Genomic DNA, 18,751 nt, shown 5'->3' with positions numbered 1-18,751 from the left:
GGCTCAGACCCGCCCCAGTAGAGCCACTCCCATCCGTCGGCGGTGCGACCGAAGACGCCCGTCGTCCAAGAGGGCAACGTCCTCCGTGCCATCTGGCCGGGGAACCCGGACGACCCCAAGGACCTGTGCCCATGCCACGTCACCCCGACACCACACGGTCACCCCTTCCGGAACCCACTGCATCGCAGTGGAGGCGATGTGCTGGGCGACGAGCGCGACCTCCTCGGGTCCGTGCATGAGCTCGCCTTGTCCGGAGCCGGCGACCGTGATGTCCGCGGCCCCGAAGACGGAGGCGACGTCGGCTCCGGGAGTCGACAGCACGGCATACGTGCGGTCGATGAGCTCGCGGATCGCGGCGGTGGTCTGTGCGTCGGCCTTCACGAGGCCGAATCCAGACCTGTCACTCTGCCTCGACGAGATCCTGACCGTCGACAGTGCCGGGGTTCTCATCGATCGCCTCGACGGCGGCGGTCGGCTCGACCTCAGCGGCGGGGCGGCGGTCGAGGTGGACACCGGCGATCATGCAGCGCACCGAGCCGCCCGCGAGCTCGATGGTGGGGATGTCGACGGCGACGATCTCGCAGGACTCCTCGATGACGGCAACCTGGTCCGGGCGCAGGCTGCGGCGGGCCCTGGCCGACATCGCCATGATGTAGCGGCGCTTGCCTTCGGCCGTGCGACCGCAGAGCTCCACGGCGTTGCCGGCGAACTCGCGGATCTGCTCCTCCGTCAACTCCACGATCTTGCGACCGTTCACCGAGAGACGCTCCCGCACCTGTTCGCGACGGGTCTCGTCGGGGATCATCTCCAGGGCGATCATCGCGACGTCGGTGCCGATGCAGGCCACGACGTTCGTGTGATAGACCGGCACGCCCTCGGAGTCGACGGCGTCGAAGGCCATCGGCTCATAGGTGAAATCGGTGCAGAAGCGCTCAAGGACGGCGATGTCAGCCCGGTGACTGCGTGCGGTGTAGGCAACCCGCGACACATGGTCGAGAACCATGGCCCCCGTGCCCTCGAGGAAGATGCCGTCCGGCTCCAGACCGGAGTAGTCGACGATCGCCTGGACGCGATAGTCCGATTTGAGCATCTCGAGCACGTCGGCGCGGCGCTCGTGGCGCCGGTTCGACGCATACATCGGGTAGACCGCGACGTAGCCGCCGGCGTGGGTCGACAACCAGTTGTTGGGGAAGACGCTGTCGGGGCGGGTGTGGTCCTCGTCGGCGAAGACGTGAACCGTCACACCGGCACCGCGCAACGCGTCGGCGAGCGCATCCATCTCGGCCAGTGCGGTGGTGGAGACGACGTCGTCGGTCTGTCCCGCCGGGACGTCACGCTGGAACGCGTTGTCTGCCGCCGTGGCGGGGTTGGGCATGAACCGCTCGGCGCGGATCAGGATGACAGCGTTGGGGGCCTGTGCACTCACGGACGGAATCTAGACCATGAGCGGCACCGGCTCCGAACTCGCAGCGTCAGAAGCCTCCGAAGTCTCCGCCGCCGAAGTCGCCACCACCGAAGTCCGAGCCGCCGATGTCGGATCCGCCTCCGTCGAAGTCGCCGCCATAAGCGTCAGCGCCACCGGAGTCGGCAGGGGTGGGCTCACCCCCGGACTCGGCACCTGCGTCCGCGCCGGACCCGCCGTCGCCGCCAGGGTCTCCCTCCGCGCCGGCTTCACCGGCCTCGGCCGCTTCTGGTGAGGAGCCGTAGTCAGCGAACAGCGCATTGGCGATCGCCGAACCGACGACGACACCGGCGATGGTGCCCATCATCGATCCCATGAGCGTGCCGCCCATCCCGGCGCCACCGAAGCCGCGGCTGCCGAACGTTCGCTCGAGCGTGCCGGGCTGACGCATCTCGGCCCGGGTTGCTGCCCTGGCCAGGTCCTGCGGCTCCGCACTGGCAGGGGCCTCACCCTGGGGAGCGTTCTGGGTCAGCTCGGTGAGGAGCTGCTGGCGCTGCTCGGGAGTGAGTTTGGCGAAGGCCTCGGCATGCACCTGCTCCAGCGCCTCCGGTGGCGCCGTGCGCAGGAGGTAGCGGTAGCGCGCGACGGCGCGTTCGTCCTCCGACGAGCCACTCGACCCCTGGGACGCGCTTCCCCGCCCTTGGGGCGTCGCGGGCTGGAAGGTCTGCGCCTGCTGCTGACCAGACCACGAGCCTCCTCCGGATCCCGGAGCGGCACCGGACCCGTGTCCCTGACGCGGCTCACGGCCGAGAAGCTTGTCGAGAAATCCCACGGTTCCTCCTCATGCAGGGCCGGACCGATGTCGCGGCCTCACCTCCAGCATGCCTCAGGCCGAGGGTCAACGGGTGAGCGCGAGCGACCCCAACGCGATGAGCCAGCTGACGAAGCTCCCGACCAGAAAGTATTCGGTGACCTGGTCGATGCCATCGCCCTTGACGCTTGTGTCGTCGTCCTTGGCGGACTGCAGCTCGGGAAACCGGATCAGCCCCTTGGCCGCGATGACGATGCTCGCTGCGGTGATCTGACCGGCGAGCCCCAGACCGAGGATGAAGATGCGCTCCATGGGCCCGAGCAGCCGCCCGCCCTTGAGTCGGTCCGACGGCTGGGTCTCGCGGGCGTGCACGGCGCGCGCCGACGGGCGCAGCGCCCCGACGCTCACGAGGACGAGCCGGACGATGACGTTGCCGGTCGCGAGATTGGCGATGAACAAACTCACGGCGAGAAGGATCCGGTCGACCGTGATCCCGTCGGCGAAGGGCAGGTCGGCCCAGGTGAGCCAGTCGGCCAGGGGGCCTCCCGGTGAGGAGGAGAAGCCCGACAGGAGGACGAGCATGCTGGCCGTCCCACCCAGCACGAGAAGCGCCTCGGCGTGTCCGCCCCCGCGTTGGAGCGATCGCTCGGACAGTGACACCCAGGCCGCCAGCGGCACGATCGCGGCGATGAGCGTCACGAGATCGGCGGTGTCGGACAGACCTGCGAGCAGGCCGGCACCCACGAGCGTCAGTGCACCGGCGGGAACCGCGAACCGCCGCACTCGCTGGTGCTCCACGGCGCGCAGCAGGTCCGTGACACCGACGCCGAGCAGCCACACCGCGAGCCACGTCATGGCAGCCTCCTGAGCAGTTCGTGGCTGCGGACGATCACGGCGAGCCCGTCAGCCCGAACCCGTTGCGAGACAGCGGAAGGAGTGATGCCCTCCGTCGTCGCCAGCTCGCGTTGTGTCATCCCGTCCAGCAGTCCTCTCAGCAGTCGCCCTGATCGCTCGGACAACGAGCCAACCATGTGGTCCTGACAGTGCAGCGCCGCGTTCACGGCGTGCACCACGCCGTGGTCGTCCCGCTCGTCCTCGGAAAGCCGGTATGCCGTGTGCACGAGTGCCAGCGCCCCTCGCTCCGCCTGCCGCTCCACCTCCACGATCGCCTCCCGGGCCGCCCACCACGCCGGCCCATCCTTGATCCCGCGCGCCTTGTCGAGGGTCGTGGTGGCCCCTCTCCCAAGGCCGTAGCGGCTCTCCGCCGAGGGGCGAAGGGCGAGCCGCGTCCGCAGGGCTGCCTCGAGCGCGGCGCCGAGGTGTGGGTACACACCCTGGAACTCGTCGCCGACGGTGATCTCGAGCGGCTCGACGTGGTCGACACGGTCGTTGGTCTCGGCGAGGGCTGCCTCCACCGCGCGGTGCAGACCCCGGCGATCCTTGACCGATCGCGATGCCACGACGTCGCCGATGAGGGCTACAGGCGACGGCTGAACTCTGGACATATACAGATCATACCTTCATTCTGACTCAGATAAGCAATGTGCTTCATCCGAGATGAATGAAGTGTCACACTGAATTGGCCCACTTGCCCACGTGGACCCGCGCGTCTCCCAGACGACACCCAGTGATCGGGTCCATAGTGGAAGGACGGAGCCGCAGCAGGCTCCGTGACGACGGGGCCCCGAGGTCCCGAACCCACAGGGTTCCCGCCGCCAGATCACCATCGTCTGGAGGCATCATGAGCGGCATCACTTCCCCCACCCCGACGCGACGCCTCGTGGTGGGTGTCGACGGTTCCGCCCATGGGTGGGCAGCACTCGCTTGGGCGGCTGAGCGAGCCTCGGCCGACAACGTGCCGCTGCACATCATCCACGCGTTCGCCCCCGACATTCCCATGGTCGGCTTCGGCACCACGGACCAGAGTTCCATCCTCGAAGAGGGGCGACGCCTCCTTGAGACCGCCACCGCCAGGGCCCACGCCATCGACTCCACCCTCAGGGTGACCACCTCGCTCCCGCCGGGATTTGCCTCACGCTCCTTGGTGAACGCCTCGCACGACGCCACCATGGTCGTTCTCGGCGCGGTCGGGCACGGGCTGCTCAGCCGGGCCACGATCGGCGCCGTCGCACAGCAGGTCGCTGCCCACGCCACCTGTCCCGTCGTCATCGTCGGGCACGAAGGCCACACCGAGGGAAGCCACCGCCGGGTCGTCGTCGGAGTCGACGGCTCACCGTCATCGCGTGCCGCCCTCCACACCGCGTTCGACCACGCAGCCGCCACCGACTCCGAACTGGTCGTCGTGCACGCGTGGGAAGCCAGGGGTCTCGAGGACCCGACCCTCCAGACCGACTCGAGCTGGCCGGCATACGAGAGCGAACTGGAGCGCAAGGTGACCCAGGAGATCGCCGCGAGCAGCGCATCCCATCCGGCCGTCAAGGTGAGGCATGACGTCGTGCGCGACTCCCCCATCGCCGCCCTGACCCAGGCAGCCGACACCGCTGACCTCGTCGTGGTCGGCGCCCGCGGCACCGGCGGCTTCCCCGGCCTGCACCTGGGATCAGTCTCCGGACGGCTCCTCGGCCGCACCGCGTGCCCGCTCGTGGTCGTCCACTCCCCGGAGGCCTGACCTCGTCGGCAACCGTGAGGTCGCACCCAGTTGGTCGAGGACGAAGGCCCACTCCCACGCGATCTGCTCCCATGCTGCGTAGCGACCGCTACGCCCACCGTGCCCCGCCGACATCTCGGTCCTCAGGAGGATCGGACGCGACGCCTGGTCATTGGTCACGGTCGCACGCAGCCGGGCCACCCACTTGGCCGCCTCGGTGAAGAAGACCCGGGTGTCGTTGAGGCTTGTCGTCGCCAGGATCGCCGGGTAGCCCTGTGCCGCAACGTTCTCGTAGGGCGTGTAGCCCTTCATCACCGCGTAGACCTCAGGGTCCTCGAGCGGGTTCCCCCATTCCTCCCATTCCCCCACGGTCAGGGGGAGGTCGGGGCGCAGGATCGTCGTCAGTGCATCGACGAAGGGCACGGAAGCGTGCGCGACCCGGAATCGATCGGGCGCGAGGTTGACGACCGCCCCGACGAGGAGGCCGCCGGCAGAACCACCTTCGAGTCCCAGTCGGTCTGGAGCAACCCAGCCGAGCTGGACAAGGCGGTCTGCGCAAGCCACCGTGTCGCTGAAGGTGTGGGGCTTGGCGAGCAACTTGCCGTTGTCGTACCAGTGCCGACCCATCTCGCCGCCGCCACGCACATGAGCCGTCGCATGGATGACACCGCGATCCAGGAGCGAGAGCCGCGCGACCGAGAAGTAGGGATCGCTCGAATGCTCATAGGCGCCGTATGCCGTGAGGAGACCCGGGTGCGATCCGTCCGGTTCGAGACCGCTCCGGTGCACGATCGAGATGGGCACCTGCGTGCCATCGGAGGCTGTCGCCCACTCGCGTCGCTGGACATAGTCGTTCAGATCCACGCCACCGAGGACGGGTTGCTGCTTGAGGATCGTGCGCTCGCCCGTAGCGATGTCGAGGTCCAGCACGGTGCGTGGGGTCACGAAGGATTCGTAGACCACCTGAAGCGACGACTGAGCCCGCTCTGGGTTGTCGCCCAGCCCGACGGAGTAGATGGGCTCGTCGAAGCTCACCGGAACCGGTGCGGCATAACCGGATTCATGTGTCGGATCCGCGGCAAGCAGTGACAGCGCGGTGAGTCCCTCGCGTCGCAACGACAGGACTGCCACGTCGTCGAAGGCATCGATCCCCAGGAAGCGCTCGCCCTCGCCGGCAGCAAGGAGGGGCACCCATTCCTCGTGGCTCGTGGCGCCGAGCGGGGCCCACGCGAGGTCGGAGTCCGGGTTGTCGGTGTTGTGGACGATGAGCAACCGGTCCCCCGCTGGCTCGACGTCGTACTCGACCCCATCACGACGCGGCGCGACGACCCGGAAGTCTTGGGTGGGAGTCGTCGCATCGAGCAGGCGGACTTCGGACGTCGTCTTGGACCCGAGGGCGTGGATGATCCACCGGTCGTCGCGACTCGTCCCGATGCCCATCCAGAAGCGCTCGTCGGCTTCCTCGTGGACGAGCACGTCGTCGCTGGGGTCGGCACCGACCACGTGCCTCCACAGCTGGTGTGGCCGCCATGCGTCGTCGAGCCGGGTGTAGAACAGCGTGCGGCCGTCGTAGGAGAACTCGACGCCGTAGCCGATGCCCTTGATGCCGTCGTCGAGCGTCTCGCCGGATTCAAGGTCCCTGACCACCAGGTCGAAGCGCTCGTCGCCGGTGACGTCGGTCGCCAGCGCCAGACGCGTGTGGTCGGGACTCACGGCGAGGGCACCGATCGAGAAGAACTCCGAATCCCCGGCTTCGGCATTGCCATCGACGATGACCTGCTCGCCCTCCGGTGCCGCATCCGCTGCGACGACGGGCCGGGATGCAGGATCGGTCACGGGCACCCTGGCGTGGATGGCGTACTGCTGGCCCTCGACCGTGCGGGAGTAGTACCACCACGGACCGGACCGAACCGGCACCGACAGGTCGGTCTCGAGCACGCGTTGCTTGATCTCGCCAAAAATGCTGTCCCGCAACGGTTTCAGATGCGCTGTGCGCGAGTCCGCATAGGCATTCTCGTCGTCGAGGTAGGCGCGAACCGCCGGGTCCTCACCGTCGCGCAGCCACTCATACGGGTCCGTGACCCGGTCGCCGTGGTGCTCTCTGATGTGCTCACGGGTCGCGGCGATCGGTGGGCTGGGGATCGGCGTCATGGTCGGCTCAGCCACCGGTGAGGCACCTCGGGCCCAGAAGCACCTTGAGGTCACCGTAGAGCGACTCGGTCGCGTTGACCCTCAGAGCGTCGTCGAGCTTGATGAGCGTCGTGCGCCCCGGCTTGGTGAGCTTGAGGTGCACCTCGGTGGTGCCCGGGTGGTTGGCGAGGACGCCCTTGAGTTCCTCCATCCGCCCAGTTGTCGCACGCAACGTGTCGAGCGTGACGATCACCGGCCCGCGGGGGCCCTCGGTGAGTTCGGGAAGGGTCAGCTCCTGGGCATAGATCGACACCGAGTCGTCACGGCGGTTGACCTTGCCGCGGACGACGGCGACGACGTCCTGGGAGAGCATGGTCGACACCGTCAGGTAGGAGCTCGGGAAGAACAGGCACTCGATCGCGCCCTCGAGGTCCTCGACCGTGGCGATCGCCCAGAGGTCACCCTTCTTGGTCCGTTTGATCTGCAGCCCGGTGATGAGCCCTGCCACGGTGACCATGGACCCCTCGGGCTTGCCGTCCTCGGCGCTCAGGGCGGCGATGGCCGTGTCGGCGTGTTGCTGGAGCACGTGTTCGACGCCGAACAACGGGTGGTCTGAGACATAGAGCCCCAACATCTCCCGCTCGAAGGTCAGCAGCGTCGACTTGTCCCACTCGACCGACGGCACCGCGGTCAGGCCCATCATGGCGTCGCCCCCGCCGTCGCCGCTGCCGTCGTCGCCGAAGGCGCCGAACAGCGAGTCCTGACCGATGGCTTCCTGGCGCTTGATGGACACGAACGCGTCGACGTACTCCTCGTGGATACGCAGGAGCCCGGCTCGTGACTCCCCCAGACCGTCGAACGCACCACCCTTGATGAGGGACTCGATGGTGCGCTTGTTGCAGACGACCGCGGGGCACTTCGAGAGGAAGTCCCGGAAGGAGGTGAAGGCGCCCTTCTCCTCGCGCGCCTGGATGATCGCCTCGACGACGTTGTGGCCGACGTTGCGGATCGCGGCCATCCCGAAGCGGATGTCGGTCCCCACGGCGGCGAAGCGGGCGACCGAGTCGTTGACGTCGGGCGGGAGCACCTTGATGCCCATGCGCCGGCACTCGCCGAGATAGAGCGCCGACTTGTCCTTGTCGTCACCGACACTCGTGAGGAGCCCGGCCATGTATTCGGCCGGGTAGTTCGCCTTGAGGTACGCCGTCCAGTACGAAACCAGCCCGTAGGCCGCGGTGTGGGCCTTGTTGAACGCGTAGTCCGAGAACGGGACGAGAACGCCCCAGAGGGCCGCGATCGAAGCCTCGTTGAAGCCGTTGGCCTTCATGCCCTCGGAGAAGGGGACGTACTCGGCGTCGAGGACTTCCTTCTTCTTCTTGCCCATGGCGCGGCGGAGTAGGTCGGCGTTGCCCAGGGTGTAGCCCGCGAGCTTCTGCGCGATCTCCATGACCTGCTCCTGGTAGATCACCAGGCCGTAGGTCGTCCCCAGGATGGGCTCGAGCGCCGTCTCCATCTCGGGCTGGAGCTTGCCCTTGAGCTGTGGGTCGAGCGGGATGAGCTCCTGCTTGCCGTTCTTGCGCAGTGCGAAGTTGGTGTGGGCGTTCACACCCATCGGCCCCGGGCGATAGAGCGCAAGGGCCGCCGAGATGTCCTCGAAGTTGTCGGGTTGCATCAGCTTGAGGAGGGTGCGCATGCCGCCACCGTCGAGCTGGAAGACGCCGAGGGTGTCGCCGCGGGCAAGGAGGTCGTAGGTCGCCTTGTCCGTCATGTCCTTGGACAGGGCGTCGAGGTCGAGGTCCTCTCCCCGGTTGGCCTTCACGTTCTCGATGGCGTCGTCGAGGATCGTCAGGTTGCGCAGGCCGAGGAAGTCCATCTTGACCAGCCCGAGCGTCTCGCACGTCGGGTAGTCGAACTGCGTGAGGACCTGGCCGTCCTGCAGGCGCTTCATGATCGGGATGACGTCGATGAGCGGCTCGCTCGACATGATGACGCCGGCAGCGTGGACGCCCCACTGACGCTTCAGGCCCTCGAGGCCCTTGGCCGTCTCGACGATCTCCTTGAAGTGCGGCTCGGTCTCGACGAGCTCGCGGAACTCCTTGCCCTCGCCGTAGCGCGCATGCTCCGGGTCGTAGATCCCCGAAAGGGGCACGCCCTTGCCCATGACGTCCGGGGGCATGGCCTTGGTGAGTTGCTCACCGACGTTGAAGGGGTGCCCCATCACCCGGGCCGAGTCCTTGACGGCCTGCTTGGCCTTGATGGTGCCGTAGGTGACGATCTGGGCGACCCGCTCCGAGCCGTACTTCTCGGTCACGTAGCGGATGACCTCGCCGCGCCGGCGCTCGTCGAAGTCGATGTCGAAGTCGGGCATCGACATGCGTTCGGGGTTGAGGAACCGCTCGAAGATCAGCCCGTGAGGGATGGGGTCGAGGTCGGTGATCTTCATGGCGTAGGCGCACATGGACCCGGCACCTGAACCACGACCCGGCCCGACCCGGATGCCGTTCTTCTTGGCCCAGGTGATGAAGTCCGCAACGACCAGGAAGTAGCCGGCGTAACCCTTGGAGGAGATGACCTCGATCTCGTAGTCGGCCTGCTTCTGCGCGTACTCCGGTATGCCGTCCGGGAACCGCTCGCTGAGTCCGCTCTGGACTTCCTTGATGAACCACGACGCCTCGTTCTCGCCGGGGGGGCACTCGAACCTGGGCATGTAGCGGCCTTCACCCTCGGTGAAGGAGACCTCGCACATCTCCGCCACGAGGAGGGTGTTGTCGCAGGCTTCGGGGTACTCCCGCCAGATGTGGCGCATCTCGGCGGCCGACTTGAGGTAGTAGCCGTCACCGTCGAACTTGAAGCGGTTCGGGTCCATCAGCGTCGACCCGGACTGGACGCACAGCAGGGCGCCGTGCGCCTGGGAGTCCTCGGGGTAGGTGTAGTGGCTGTCGTTCGTCGCGAGCAGCGGGAGGTCGAGCTCCTTGGCCAGCCGCAGAAGGTCCTTGATCGTGCGCCGCTCGATCTCGTTCTGGTGGTCCATGACCTCGCAGAAGTAGTTCTCTGCACCGAAGATGTCGCGGTAGTCGCTGGCGGCCTGCTTGGCCAGGTCGTACTGGCCAAGCCGCAGCCGCGTCTGGATCTCGCTCGACGGGCAGCCCGTGGTCGCGATGAGTCCCTGGTTGTGTTGGTCGATCAACTCACGATCGAGACGCGGCCACTTCGCATAGACCTGGTCGAGCGAGGCCTGGCTGTCCATCTGGAACAGGTTGCGCAGACCGTTGTTGTTCTTGGCCAGCAACGTCATGTGCGTGTAGGCGCCGGAACCGGACACATCGTCGCCGGGACGGGTGCGCTCGTCGCCCCACTTGACGCGCGTCTTGTCGGTGCGGTGCGTGCCCGGCGTGACGTAGGCCTCGAGCCCGATGATGGGTTTGACGCCGGTCCCCTGGGCCTTGCGCCAGAACTCGTGCGCACCGTAGAGGTAGCCGTGGTCGGTCATGGCCACCGCGGGCATCCCGAGCTCGGCGGCCCGATTGAACAGGTCCCCGATCCGGGCGGCCCCGTCGAGCATGGAGTACTCGGTGTGGACGTGCAGGTGGACGAAGTTGTCCGAGCGGTCCGGGGCTGAGGAGGAGGTTGGCGACGACATCGCGACCATCCTAGGTCGACCCGCCGACACCCTCGGAAGCCGCGCCACGCTGTGACGGAAGAGGCCCGTGGGACGGGCGCTCACGGCATACGAGAGCCTGTGTCAGAGCCGATCGAGCGCAGACTGGAGGTCTTCGGGGTACTGGCTCTCGAAGGTCACCCAGTCGCCCGATCCGGGGTGCTCGAAGCCGAGGCCGACGGCGTGCAGCCACTGCCGCTCGAGGCCCAGCTTCTTGGCCAGGGTCGGGTCGGCGCCATAGGTGAGGTCGCCGACGCACGGATGCCGCAGCGCCGAGAAGTGGACGCGAATCTGGTGCGTCCGACCCGTCTCGAGGTGGATCTCGAGCAGGCTCGCGTGACGGAACGCCTCGATCAGCTCGTAGTGCGTCACCGCGTGCTTGCCCGACTCCATCACCGCGAACTTGTAGTCGTGACCGGGGTGCCGACCGATCGGGGCGTCGACCGTGCCCACAAGTGGATCGGGAAGCCCCTGCACGAGCGTGTGGTAGGTCTTGTCGACCCGCCGCTCCTTGAAGGCCCGCTTGAGCAGCGAGTAGCCCCGCTCGCTCTTGCACACGACCATGAGCCCGGACGTTCCGACGTCGAGACGGGAGACGATGCCCTGACGCTCGCTGGCCCCGCTCGTCGAGATCCGGTAGCCCGCAGCAGCGAGCCCGCCGAGGACGGTGGGGCCGGTCCACCCGACGCTGGGGTGGGCCGCAACACCAACTGGTTTGTCGACCACGACGATGTCATCGTCGTCGTGGATGATGCCCATCCCCGGCACCGGCTCCGCGATGACCTCGAGGGTCGGACTCGGGTCGGCACTGGGCAGCGTGACCTCGAGCATGTCGCCGCCATGGACGCGATGCGATTTGCCCACGCTCGAACCATTGACCGCCACGCCACCATCGGCGGCGAGATCGGCGGCACGGGTCCGCGACAACCCGAAGAGTCGGGCGATGGCAGCGTCGACGCGCTCGCCCTGGAGTCCCTCTGGCACCAGCATGGTGCGGCTGTCAGACATCGTCACGCTCGGAGGCCTCCGGGCGGGGTTCGGGGTTCTGGCCGACCTCGTCGTCCGAACCGTTGACATCAGCGGCCGTGTGGTCGACTTCGTGACGACCGTGGGTCACGCCCTCAAGAGGTATGCCGCGCAGGGCCATGACAGCGCCCAGACCAGCCGCGACGACGATCGCGATGTCGGCAACGTTGCCGATGAACAGGCCGAAGTAGTCGATGAAGTCGACGACGTGGCCGCGGCCGAAGCCCGGCTCCCGGAAGATCCGGTCGATGAGGTTGCCGATCGCTCCCCCGAGGAGCATGCCGAGGGTCACCGCCCACCCGCGGTGTCCGACACGAAGCGCCGCACGCCCCACCCAGATGACGATCGCGAGGGCCACCAGCGTGAGCAGCCAGGTCACCCCGTCCCCGAGCGAGAAGGCTGCACCCGCGTTGCGGATGAGATTGAGCCGCAGCGCGGACCCGACGAGGTCCTGGGGCACTCCCGGTGTGAGTGAGGCCAGGGCCCACACCTTCGTCCCCTGGTCGAGGGCGAGGGTGAGCACACCGACCCCCACCAGCAGGGCAAACAGCCGCGACCGGCCCTGGACCTGATCCGGGGCCGGTGCGTGAGTGGACTGGGCGCTGGGCGTCAGCGGCGTTCCTGTTTCGTCTTGCATCGCATGCATAGGGTCGCACGAGGTGCGGCCTGAAGGCGAAGTTTGCCGATCGGCTGGCCGCAGTTCTCGCAGACGCCGTAGGTCCCGTCATCGAGACGCTCGAGGGCGTGCCGGTTCTGGTGCAGCATTTCGCGGGCGTTGTCGGCGAGAGCGATCTCCTGCTCACGCTCGTAGGTCTTTGCTCCGGCGTCGGCCTGGTCGTCTCCGGCACCGTCACCTGAGTCGCGCAGGAGGTCCGACAGCTCGGACTCTGCCTGCCGCAGCTCGGCCTCCAGCTGAGCCACGCTCGCCTCGATCTCGGCACGCACTGCCCGCAACTCCTTGGCCGTCCACGGTGACTCGTCCTCACGGACGACGAGGGCGACCTTCTTGGTGGTGGCCTTCTTGGCCGGGGCCTTCTTTGCGGCTGGCGCCTTCGTGGCTGGGGCCTTCTTGGCCACTGCCGCCTTGGTGGGCGCGGCCTTCGCGGCCTTCTGTGCGGGAGCCTTGGCTGCGGATGCCTGGGTGACGGCTGCCTTGGCCGGGGTCTTCTTTGCCGGAGTCTTCTTGGCCGGAGCCTTGGTCGCAGCGGCCTTCGTCGCCTTGGCCGGGGCCTTCTTGGCCGAAGTCTTGGTCGCAGCGGCCTTCGTCGCCTTGGCCGGGGCCTTCTTGGCGGACGCCTTCGTTGCTGACGCAGTCTTCGCCGAAGCCTTGGAGGAAGGCGCCTTCTTCGCCGGAGCGGCCTTGGCGGACTTCGTCGTGGACGACGCCGCCTTCTTGCTCGTCGTCGACTCGACCTTCGCGCTCGGCTTCGTCCCCGTGGCACGTGAGGTCACGGCCCGCACGGCCGCGCCGGCCTTGTTGGCCAACGACCTCGCCGTCGACGTCTTGCCGGATCCAGCCTTCGTGGCCCCCGAGGGAGCGCTCTTGGCAGCCATGCCTGTCCTCACTCGTCAACAAAGGTCGGGCCCGGCAGGGCTCGACCGCGTGCGGCGAGGATAAGCCCTCATGATCCGCATCACAACGCAAAACGCCAGATGACCTGCAAAGTTCGCAGGCGGCATACAGGGTCCTGACATGCCACAGGGCACCCGGTCCACGACCGAGTGCCCTGTGATGACCGTGTGGTCAGTGGCAGATCACTTGCCTTGCTTGGCCGACTCCTCGACCTCGAGGTCGACGGCCGTGTGGTCGAGCTCCTTGAGCTGACCCTGGATGTAGGTCTTCAGGCGGCCGCGGTAGTCGCGCTCGAAGCCTCGCAGCTGCTCGATCTTGCGCTCGAGCGCCGTGCGCTCGTCCGTGAGCTCCTGCAGGATGGCCGCCTTGCGCTGCTGCGCTTCGTGAACCATCCCGGTGGAACGCTCGCGCGCCTCGGTGATGAGCTCCTCACGCTTGCTGTTGGCCTCAGCGAGCAGCGTGTCGTGCTGAGTCTGCGCAGTCGAGATCAACTCGTCGTGACGGCCCTGAGCGGTGTTGATGAGCTCGTCGTGCTTGGACTGCCCGGTCTCGAGGAACTTCTTGTGCTGCGCCTCACCGGTGCTGATCAGCTCGTCGTGACGGCCCTGCGCCTCGCGCAGCAACTCGTCGCGGCGGGTCTCACCAGCCGAGACGTGCTCGTCGTGGAGTCGCTGGGCGAGGGCCAGGACACCGGCTGCGGAGCCTCCGCCGATGCCACCGGCACCAGCGAGGGCGGCAATGTCGGAGCCGCCGGCTGCCTGACCCTGAGTCTTGGAGGCTCGCTCAGAGGCCTCGGACTCGGCCTGCTCGGCCTTCGCCTGAGCCTGCTGGATCCGGCGCTGCGCGTCGCGCTCGGCTTCCTCGACACGGGTGCGCAGCACGGAGAGCTGCTCGTCGGCGTTGCTGTTGGCCTTGGCGTAGACCGCCTGACGCTCCTGCGCGTTCTTGGCGTTGGCCGCCTCGTGCTCGGCGCGAGCGCGGTCACGCTCGGCAACCACGGAGTCGCGCTCGCGCACGAGCGTGTCGCGCTCACCGACGATGCCGTCTCGCTCCTGACGCAGGTCGTTGAGGCGGCGCTCGGAGTCGGCCAGCTGACGCTCGAGGTCCTTGACGCGGTTCTCGAGCTCGGAGTTGCGGCGGGACAGGCCCTCGGCATCCCCCTGGCCCTGTGACGGCTGGTTCTTGCCCTCGAGCTCCTCGAGCTGGCGCACGCGCGCCTCGAGCTCGGAATTGCGTCCCTGGAGCTTGGCGATCTCCGCCGAGCGGTCCGGGGTCACAGCGGCCGGTGCCGGCATCGCTGCCGTGACCGGCTCGAGGCCGCGGCCCTGACGGCAGTCATTGAGCTGCTTGCGCACCTCGTCGTCCGACTTCGTCATGCGACGCATCTCGGCGACGATGTCATCGAGGAAGTCATCCACCTCGCGCTCGTCGTAGCCGCGTCGGAACTGGGTGGTCGTGAACGTCTTGTTGAGGACGTCCTCGGGCGACAACGCCATGTCAACTCCTCTGTATCGATCGGTCAGGAGATGCCCTGTGTCACATCAGACGCAGGGCTTCAGCCATCCACCCTAGAGGATGGCGATGAGCAGGTAGAGCCCGAGCACCAGGACGAGGAACCCGAGGTCGAGGGAAGCACCCCCGAGGCGGACGGGTGGGATCACCTTGCGCAGGGCCTTGAGAGGCGGATCCGTGAGGGTGTAGACGGCCTCGGCGATGACGAGCATCACGCCTCGCGGACGCCAGTCACGGGAGAAAACACGAATCCAGTCAAGGATGAGGCGCCCGAAGACGACCAGCAGATACAGCCAGACGACGAATTCGAGCAGCGAACGCACGGAGTCCATGGCGACCAGTGTGCGGGACCGGCCTGTACGAAACCTGAGCCGGGGTCAGCTCTGGTTGAACAGCGTGCGACCCGGCGCCGCCACAGACTCCTCGGCGTTGACCTCGACGGTCGACGGCGAGAGCAGGAACACCTTGGCGGTGACACGCTCGATCGCACCATGCAGACCGAACACGAGCCCGGCTGCGAAGTCGACGAGGCGCTTGGCATCTGCGTCGTCCATGTCCGTGAGGTTCATGATGACGGGCGTCCCGTCACGGAAGTTCTCACCGATGGTCTTGGCCTCGTTGTAGGTGCGAGGGTGGATGGTCGTGATCCGGGAGATGCCCGACGCCTCCGGCGTGCGGACCACCTGGGCGACGCTGCGTCGCGCCGTGAGCGGAGTGACCTCCGCTGCACGCTCGCGCGGCTCACGGGTCTCCTCCGGCTCGTAGGCCTCGTCGGACTCGTACTCGTCGTAGGCCTCGTCGTAGTAACGACCCTCGTCCTCGGCCAGCCCGAGGTAGACCATCGTCTTGCGCAGCGCGCCAGCCATGAGTACTCCTAGTGCGAATCGGCGACCCGGTGGTCGTGTCTTTCGTTAAAAGAAGTTACCCAAGTGACGCACGAGAACCGAGTATTGCGGTTCCGACACGCAGGTGTGTCGCGCCTTCCGCAACGGCCTCCTCGAGGTCGCCGCTCATCCCTGCCGAGATCCAGGTTGCATCCGGATGACCTGCACGTATGCCGTCCGCAACCTCTCGCAGTCGCGCGAACGACCGTCGCGCCTCGCCTCCGAGGGGCGCCACCGCCATGACTCCACGGAGGGTGAGGTGGGCCGCGTCGCCGACGAGATCCGCCAGCCTGAGGGCCTCCTCGGGCACGACTCCCCCACGTCCCGCGCGGTCTTCGAGAGACACCTGGAGCAGCACCTCGAGTGTGCGGTCGTGACGCCCTACCGCGCGGTCGAGAGCCGAGACGATCTTGGGCCGGTCGACGGACTGGACCACATCGGCATACGCGGCGACGTGCCCCACCTTGTTGGACTGCAGTTGGCCGACGAAGTGCACCGTGACCAGATCGCGCCGAGACAACTCGGCGACCTTGGCCCCGGCCTCCTGGTCCTTGTTCTCGCCGATGTGTCTCACGCCCAGGTCGACCAGCAGGTCGACGTCCGCGGCCGGGAAGTACTTCGTCACCACGACCAGCTCGACGTCATCCACAGCGCGACCGGCGACCGCCGTGGCGCGGGCGATCCGATCCTGCACCACCGCCAGGTTGGCCCCGAGAGCCTCACGACGATCGCTCACGAGGAACTCCGGACGATGACGCCCGCGAACCGACCAGTGGCGCCATCGCGCCGGTATGAGTACAGAGAGGCTTCCTCCCGAGCACAGCCGGCCACCCAGGTGAGGTCGCTCACCCCGGCCTCTCGCAACTGCGCCACGACACCCGCCGCGACGTCGATGGCAGGCGTGCCAGTCCACGACACGGCGCTCGATTCGGGCCGGACCGACGCGGCGACCTCACGCATCTCGAGCGGGACTTCGTAGCACCGGCCGCACACGCTCGGCCCCACGGCCGCGCTGATGGAGTTGGCCCCGAGATCTCGCATGGCCGAAATGGCCTGCGGCACAACACCTTTGGTCATGCCGGGTCGTCCAGCGTGCACGGCGGCGATGACACCGGCGCGCACATCCGCGAGCAGGATCGGGGTGCAGTCGGCCACCAGCGCGGCCAGCGCGAGATCGGGCTCGGCGGTGACAATGCCATCAACGGCGAGGGGGCCGGAGGGCTTCTCCGTGACCACCGCGACGTCCGCGCCGTGGCACTGGTCCATGAACACGAGACGATCGAGGCCGACGCCCAATTCCGTGGCAACACGAACTCGGTTCTCTCGCACCGCCTCCGGCGCATCGCCGACGTGCCCGCCAAGGTTGAGACCGGCATACGGGATCTCGCTCACGCCACCCGATCGGTCGGTGAAGGCACGGCGGACACCGTCCACGTCGTCATTCCAGAAGAACACGAATCCACCGTAGACGGCTCAGGGGCGACCGATGATGACCGGTCGCCCCTGAGGACGTTGTCAGCGCCTTGAAGCGCCGCGCCTCACTTGAGGAAGTCGGGAACGTCGAGGTCGTCGCCGTCATCGAAGGTCACGGTGCGCGGCGGCGCCGGACGCTGCTCGGGCTCTGCGACGCGCTGGGACACCACGGGCTCAGCGTGTTGACGGGCGCCGTCGCCGTTCGGCGAGGAGGGCGGGACGACCGCCGCCTGGGCAGGCACGTGCTGACGCTGTGGCTCGGCCTGGACCGGCCGCTGGACCGGAGCACCGTTGCCGTTGTGGTTCGGCTGGGGCTGCGCCGGAGCAGCCTGCTGTGCCGGCGCGGCCTGCTGCGCCTGTGCGTTGGCCTGAGCCTGCGCCTGCTGTGCCTTGCTCGGACCCTGGATGCTGCCGATGCCGCGCTCGTCGGGTCGCTTGATCGGCGCACCGCCGTCGAAACCGGCCGCGATGACCGTCACGCGGACCTCGTCGCCCAGTGCGTCATCGATGACCGCACCGAAGATGATGTTGGCCTCCGGGTGCGCTGCCTCCTGGACGAGCCGGGCAGCCTCGTTGATCTCGAAGAGACCGAGGTCGCTCCCACCCTGGATCGAGAGCAGCACGCCATGAGCACCATCGATGCTCGCCTCGAGCAGCGGGCTCGAGATCGCCAGCTCGGCGGCCTGGACCGCGCGGTCCTCGCCACGCGCCGAGCCAATGCCCATGAGCGCGGAGCCTGCGCCCTGCATGACGGACTTGACGTCGGCGAAGTCGAGGTTGATCAGGCCCGGCGTGGTGATGAGATCGGTGATTCCCTGGACGCCGGAGAGGAGCACCTGGTCGGCGCTGCGGAAGGCGTCGAGCATGGAGACAGCTCGGTCGCTGATCGAGAGCAGTCGGTCGTTGGGGATGACGATGAGGGTGTCGACCTCTTCGCGCAGGTTGCCGATGCCGGACTCGGCCTGGTTGGCGCGGCGGCGGCCCTCGAAGGTGAACGGCCGGGTCACGACACCGATGGTCAGGGCACCCAGGCCCTTGGCGATGCGCGCGACGACGGGGGCGCCACCGGTTCCGGTGCCACCACCCTCACCGGCGGTGACGAAGACCATGTCGGCCCCCTTGAGGACCTCCTCGATCTCCTCGGCGTGGTCCTCGGCGGCCTTCTTGCCAACCTCGGGGTCGGCACCCGCCCCGAGGCCGCGGGTCAGCTCGCGGCCCACATCGAGTTTGACGTCGGCGTCACTCATGAGGAGCGCCTGGGCGTCGGTGTTGATCGCGATGAACTCGACGCCCTTGAGGCCGACCTCGATCATCCGGTTGATGGCGTTGACACCACCTCCACCGATGCCGACGACCTTGATGACGGCCAAGTAGTTCTGTGGTGTTGCCACGGCGTGGGCCTTCCCTGAGATTGCTGAGTTTCGAGCTGGTGTTCGAGGTGTTCGTGGTGTTCCCGGCCCGTGATTGCCGCTGGTTCTCCGGATTGAAGTCTCGACCTCAAGTCAAGAGTCACAGTTTGGTCACGACCCGTTGAAGTGACGCTAGGCGTCGGTGCGCCCTCATGCAACGAAGGGGCGGGCGTGTCGCAGACCAGTCCCGTGATTCTTGCTCACCCTTGTCACTCGCGTCACACCGCCCCCATCCGCCTTCTCCGGTCCCGTCAACCGTCCGCTT

At 67.6% G+C, this 18,751-nt stretch carries 17 protein-coding genes; 1 reads left to right on the top strand and 16 read right to left on the bottom strand.

Annotated elements, in window-relative coordinates; translation table 11 throughout:
• Positions 1-3 precede the first annotated feature (3 nt).
• From N802_RS06570 to N802_RS06550, 5 genes are all read right to left on the bottom strand, one after another.
• Positions 4-381 carry a Cif family virulence factor gene (locus tag N802_RS06570; RefSeq protein WP_035913938.1) on the bottom strand — a complete coding sequence of 126 codons (378 nt, stop codon included), beginning with the start codon at positions 379-381 and terminating at the stop codon, positions 4-6.
• A 19-nt stretch (positions 382-400) separates the two neighbouring features.
• The gene (ctlX, locus tag N802_RS06565; RefSeq protein WP_035913936.1) at positions 401-1,426 is read right to left on the bottom strand and encodes a citrulline utilization hydrolase CtlX; all 1,026 of its coding nucleotides are present in this window, start codon (positions 1,424-1,426) and stop codon (positions 401-403) included.
• 46 nt (positions 1,427-1,472) lie between these two features.
• Positions 1,473-2,234 carry a hypothetical protein gene (locus tag N802_RS06560; protein ID WP_035913935.1) on the bottom strand — a complete coding sequence of 254 codons (762 nt, stop codon included), beginning with the start codon at positions 2,232-2,234 and terminating at the stop codon, positions 1,473-1,475.
• Positions 2,235-2,300: 66 nt separating this feature from the next.
• Positions 2,301-3,068 (bottom strand): hypothetical protein, encoded by a 768-nt coding sequence (locus tag N802_RS06555; protein WP_035913934.1) that lies wholly within the window; start codon positions 3,066-3,068, stop codon positions 2,301-2,303.
• A complete protein-coding gene (locus N802_RS06550) occupies positions 3,065-3,718 on the bottom strand; it encodes a SatD family protein (protein ID WP_035913933.1) in 654 nt (217 codons plus the stop codon). The genes N802_RS06555 and N802_RS06550 overlap by 4 nt, the downstream gene beginning before the upstream one ends.
• Before the next feature lie 236 nt (positions 3,719-3,954).
• Between N802_RS06550 and N802_RS06545 the strand changes: the two genes are divergently transcribed.
• Positions 3,955-4,842, top strand: coding sequence for a universal stress protein (locus N802_RS06545; RefSeq protein WP_035913932.1), 888 nt, complete (start codon positions 3,955-3,957; stop codon positions 4,840-4,842).
• On the opposite strand, the gene N802_RS06540 is transcribed toward N802_RS06545, so the two are convergent.
• The 11 genes from N802_RS06540 to ftsZ all read right to left on the bottom strand — a co-directional run bounded on the left by N802_RS06540 (position 4,774) and on the right by ftsZ (position 18,468).
• Positions 4,774-6,972, bottom strand: coding sequence for a S9 family peptidase (locus tag N802_RS06540; protein WP_052109591.1), 2,199 nt, complete (start codon positions 6,970-6,972; stop codon positions 4,774-4,776). The two genes, N802_RS06545 and N802_RS06540, sit on opposite strands and share 69 nt — an antisense overlap.
• Positions 6,973-6,979: 7 nt before the next feature.
• On the bottom strand, positions 6,980-10,591 hold the full coding sequence (gene dnaE / locus N802_RS06535) for a DNA polymerase III subunit alpha (RefSeq protein ID WP_035914381.1): 3,612 nt from the start codon (positions 10,589-10,591) through the stop codon (positions 6,980-6,982).
• Positions 10,592-10,693: 102 nt separating this feature from the next.
• Positions 10,694-11,617 (bottom strand): RluA family pseudouridine synthase, encoded by a 924-nt coding sequence (locus N802_RS06530; protein WP_035914378.1) that lies wholly within the window; start codon positions 11,615-11,617, stop codon positions 10,694-10,696.
• On the bottom strand, positions 11,610-12,272 hold the full coding sequence (locus N802_RS06525) for a signal peptidase II (protein ID WP_084071988.1): 663 nt from the start codon (positions 12,270-12,272) through the stop codon (positions 11,610-11,612). The genes N802_RS06530 and N802_RS06525 overlap by 8 nt, the downstream gene beginning before the upstream one ends.
• Complete coding sequence (locus tag N802_RS21040) at positions 12,245-13,189, bottom strand: TraR/DksA family transcriptional regulator (RefSeq protein WP_035913928.1); 945 nt, start codon at positions 13,187-13,189, stop codon at positions 12,245-12,247. Before N802_RS21040 ends, N802_RS06525 begins: the two co-directional genes overlap by 28 nt.
• Before the next feature lie 201 nt (positions 13,190-13,390).
• Positions 13,391-14,704: a DivIVA domain-containing protein gene (locus tag N802_RS06515; RefSeq protein WP_035913926.1), complete on the bottom strand. Its 1,314-nt coding sequence runs from the start codon at positions 14,702-14,704 to the stop codon at positions 13,391-13,393.
• Between the two features lie 72 nt (positions 14,705-14,776).
• Complete coding sequence (locus N802_RS06510; protein ID WP_035913924.1) at positions 14,777-15,052, bottom strand: YggT family protein; 276 nt, start codon at positions 15,050-15,052, stop codon at positions 14,777-14,779.
• A 45-nt stretch (positions 15,053-15,097) separates the two neighbouring features.
• Entirely contained in the window at positions 15,098-15,586 is a 489-nt protein-coding gene (locus N802_RS06505; RefSeq protein WP_035913921.1) for a cell division protein SepF, read from the bottom strand.
• A gap of 55 nt (positions 15,587-15,641) precedes the next feature.
• Positions 15,642-16,340, bottom strand: coding sequence for a YggS family pyridoxal phosphate-dependent enzyme (locus N802_RS06500; RefSeq protein ID WP_035913920.1), 699 nt, complete (start codon positions 16,338-16,340; stop codon positions 15,642-15,644).
• A complete protein-coding gene (pgeF, locus tag N802_RS06495) occupies positions 16,337-17,059 on the bottom strand; it encodes a peptidoglycan editing factor PgeF (RefSeq protein WP_035913919.1) in 723 nt (240 codons plus the stop codon). The genes N802_RS06500 and pgeF overlap by 4 nt, the downstream gene beginning before the upstream one ends.
• Positions 17,060-17,142: 83 nt before the next feature.
• Positions 17,143-18,468, bottom strand: coding sequence for a cell division protein FtsZ (ftsZ, locus tag N802_RS06490; RefSeq protein ID WP_035913917.1), 1,326 nt, complete (start codon positions 18,466-18,468; stop codon positions 17,143-17,145).
• Positions 18,469-18,751 lie beyond the last annotated feature (283 nt).

The organism is Knoellia sinensis KCTC 19936, from assembly GCF_000768705.1.
GTDB classification, from domain to species: domain Bacteria; phylum Actinomycetota; class Actinomycetes; order Actinomycetales; family Dermatophilaceae; genus Knoellia; species Knoellia sinensis.
This window is presented reverse-complemented; position numbering and strand designations above follow the sequence as displayed.

Coding starts and splice junctions, on each gene's coding strand:
- N802_RS06555 (WP_035913934.1), bottom strand. CDS start 3,068: ATGACGTGGCTCGCGGTGTGGCTGCTCGGCGTCGGTGTCACGGACCTG.
- N802_RS06550 (WP_035913933.1), bottom strand. CDS start 3,718: ATGTCCAGAGTTCAGCCGTCGCCTGTAGCCCTCATCGGCGACGTCGTG.
- N802_RS06545 (WP_035913932.1), top strand. CDS start 3,955: ATGAGCGGCATCACTTCCCCCACCCCGACGCGACGCCTCGTGGTGGGT.
- N802_RS06540 (WP_052109591.1), bottom strand. CDS start 6,972: ATGACGCCGATCCCCAGCCCACCGATCGCCGCGACCCGTGAGCACATC.
- dnaE (WP_035914381.1), bottom strand. CDS start 10,591: ATGTCGTCGCCAACCTCCTCCTCAGCCCCGGACCGCTCGGACAACTTC.
- N802_RS06530 (WP_035914378.1), bottom strand. CDS start 11,617: ATGTCTGACAGCCGCACCATGCTGGTGCCAGAGGGACTCCAGGGCGAG.
- N802_RS06525 (WP_084071988.1), bottom strand. CDS start 12,272: ATGCAAGACGAAACAGGAACGCCGCTGACGCCCAGCGCCCAGTCCACT.
- N802_RS21040 (WP_035913928.1), bottom strand. CDS start 13,189: ATGGCTGCCAAGAGCGCTCCCTCGGGGGCCACGAAGGCTGGATCCGGC.
- N802_RS06515 (WP_035913926.1), bottom strand. CDS start 14,704: ATGGCGTTGTCGCCCGAGGACGTCCTCAACAAGACGTTCACGACCACC.
- N802_RS06510 (WP_035913924.1), bottom strand. CDS start 15,052: ATGGACTCCGTGCGTTCGCTGCTCGAATTCGTCGTCTGGCTGTATCTG.
- N802_RS06505 (WP_035913921.1), bottom strand. CDS start 15,586: ATGGCTGGCGCGCTGCGCAAGACGATGGTCTACCTCGGGCTGGCCGAG.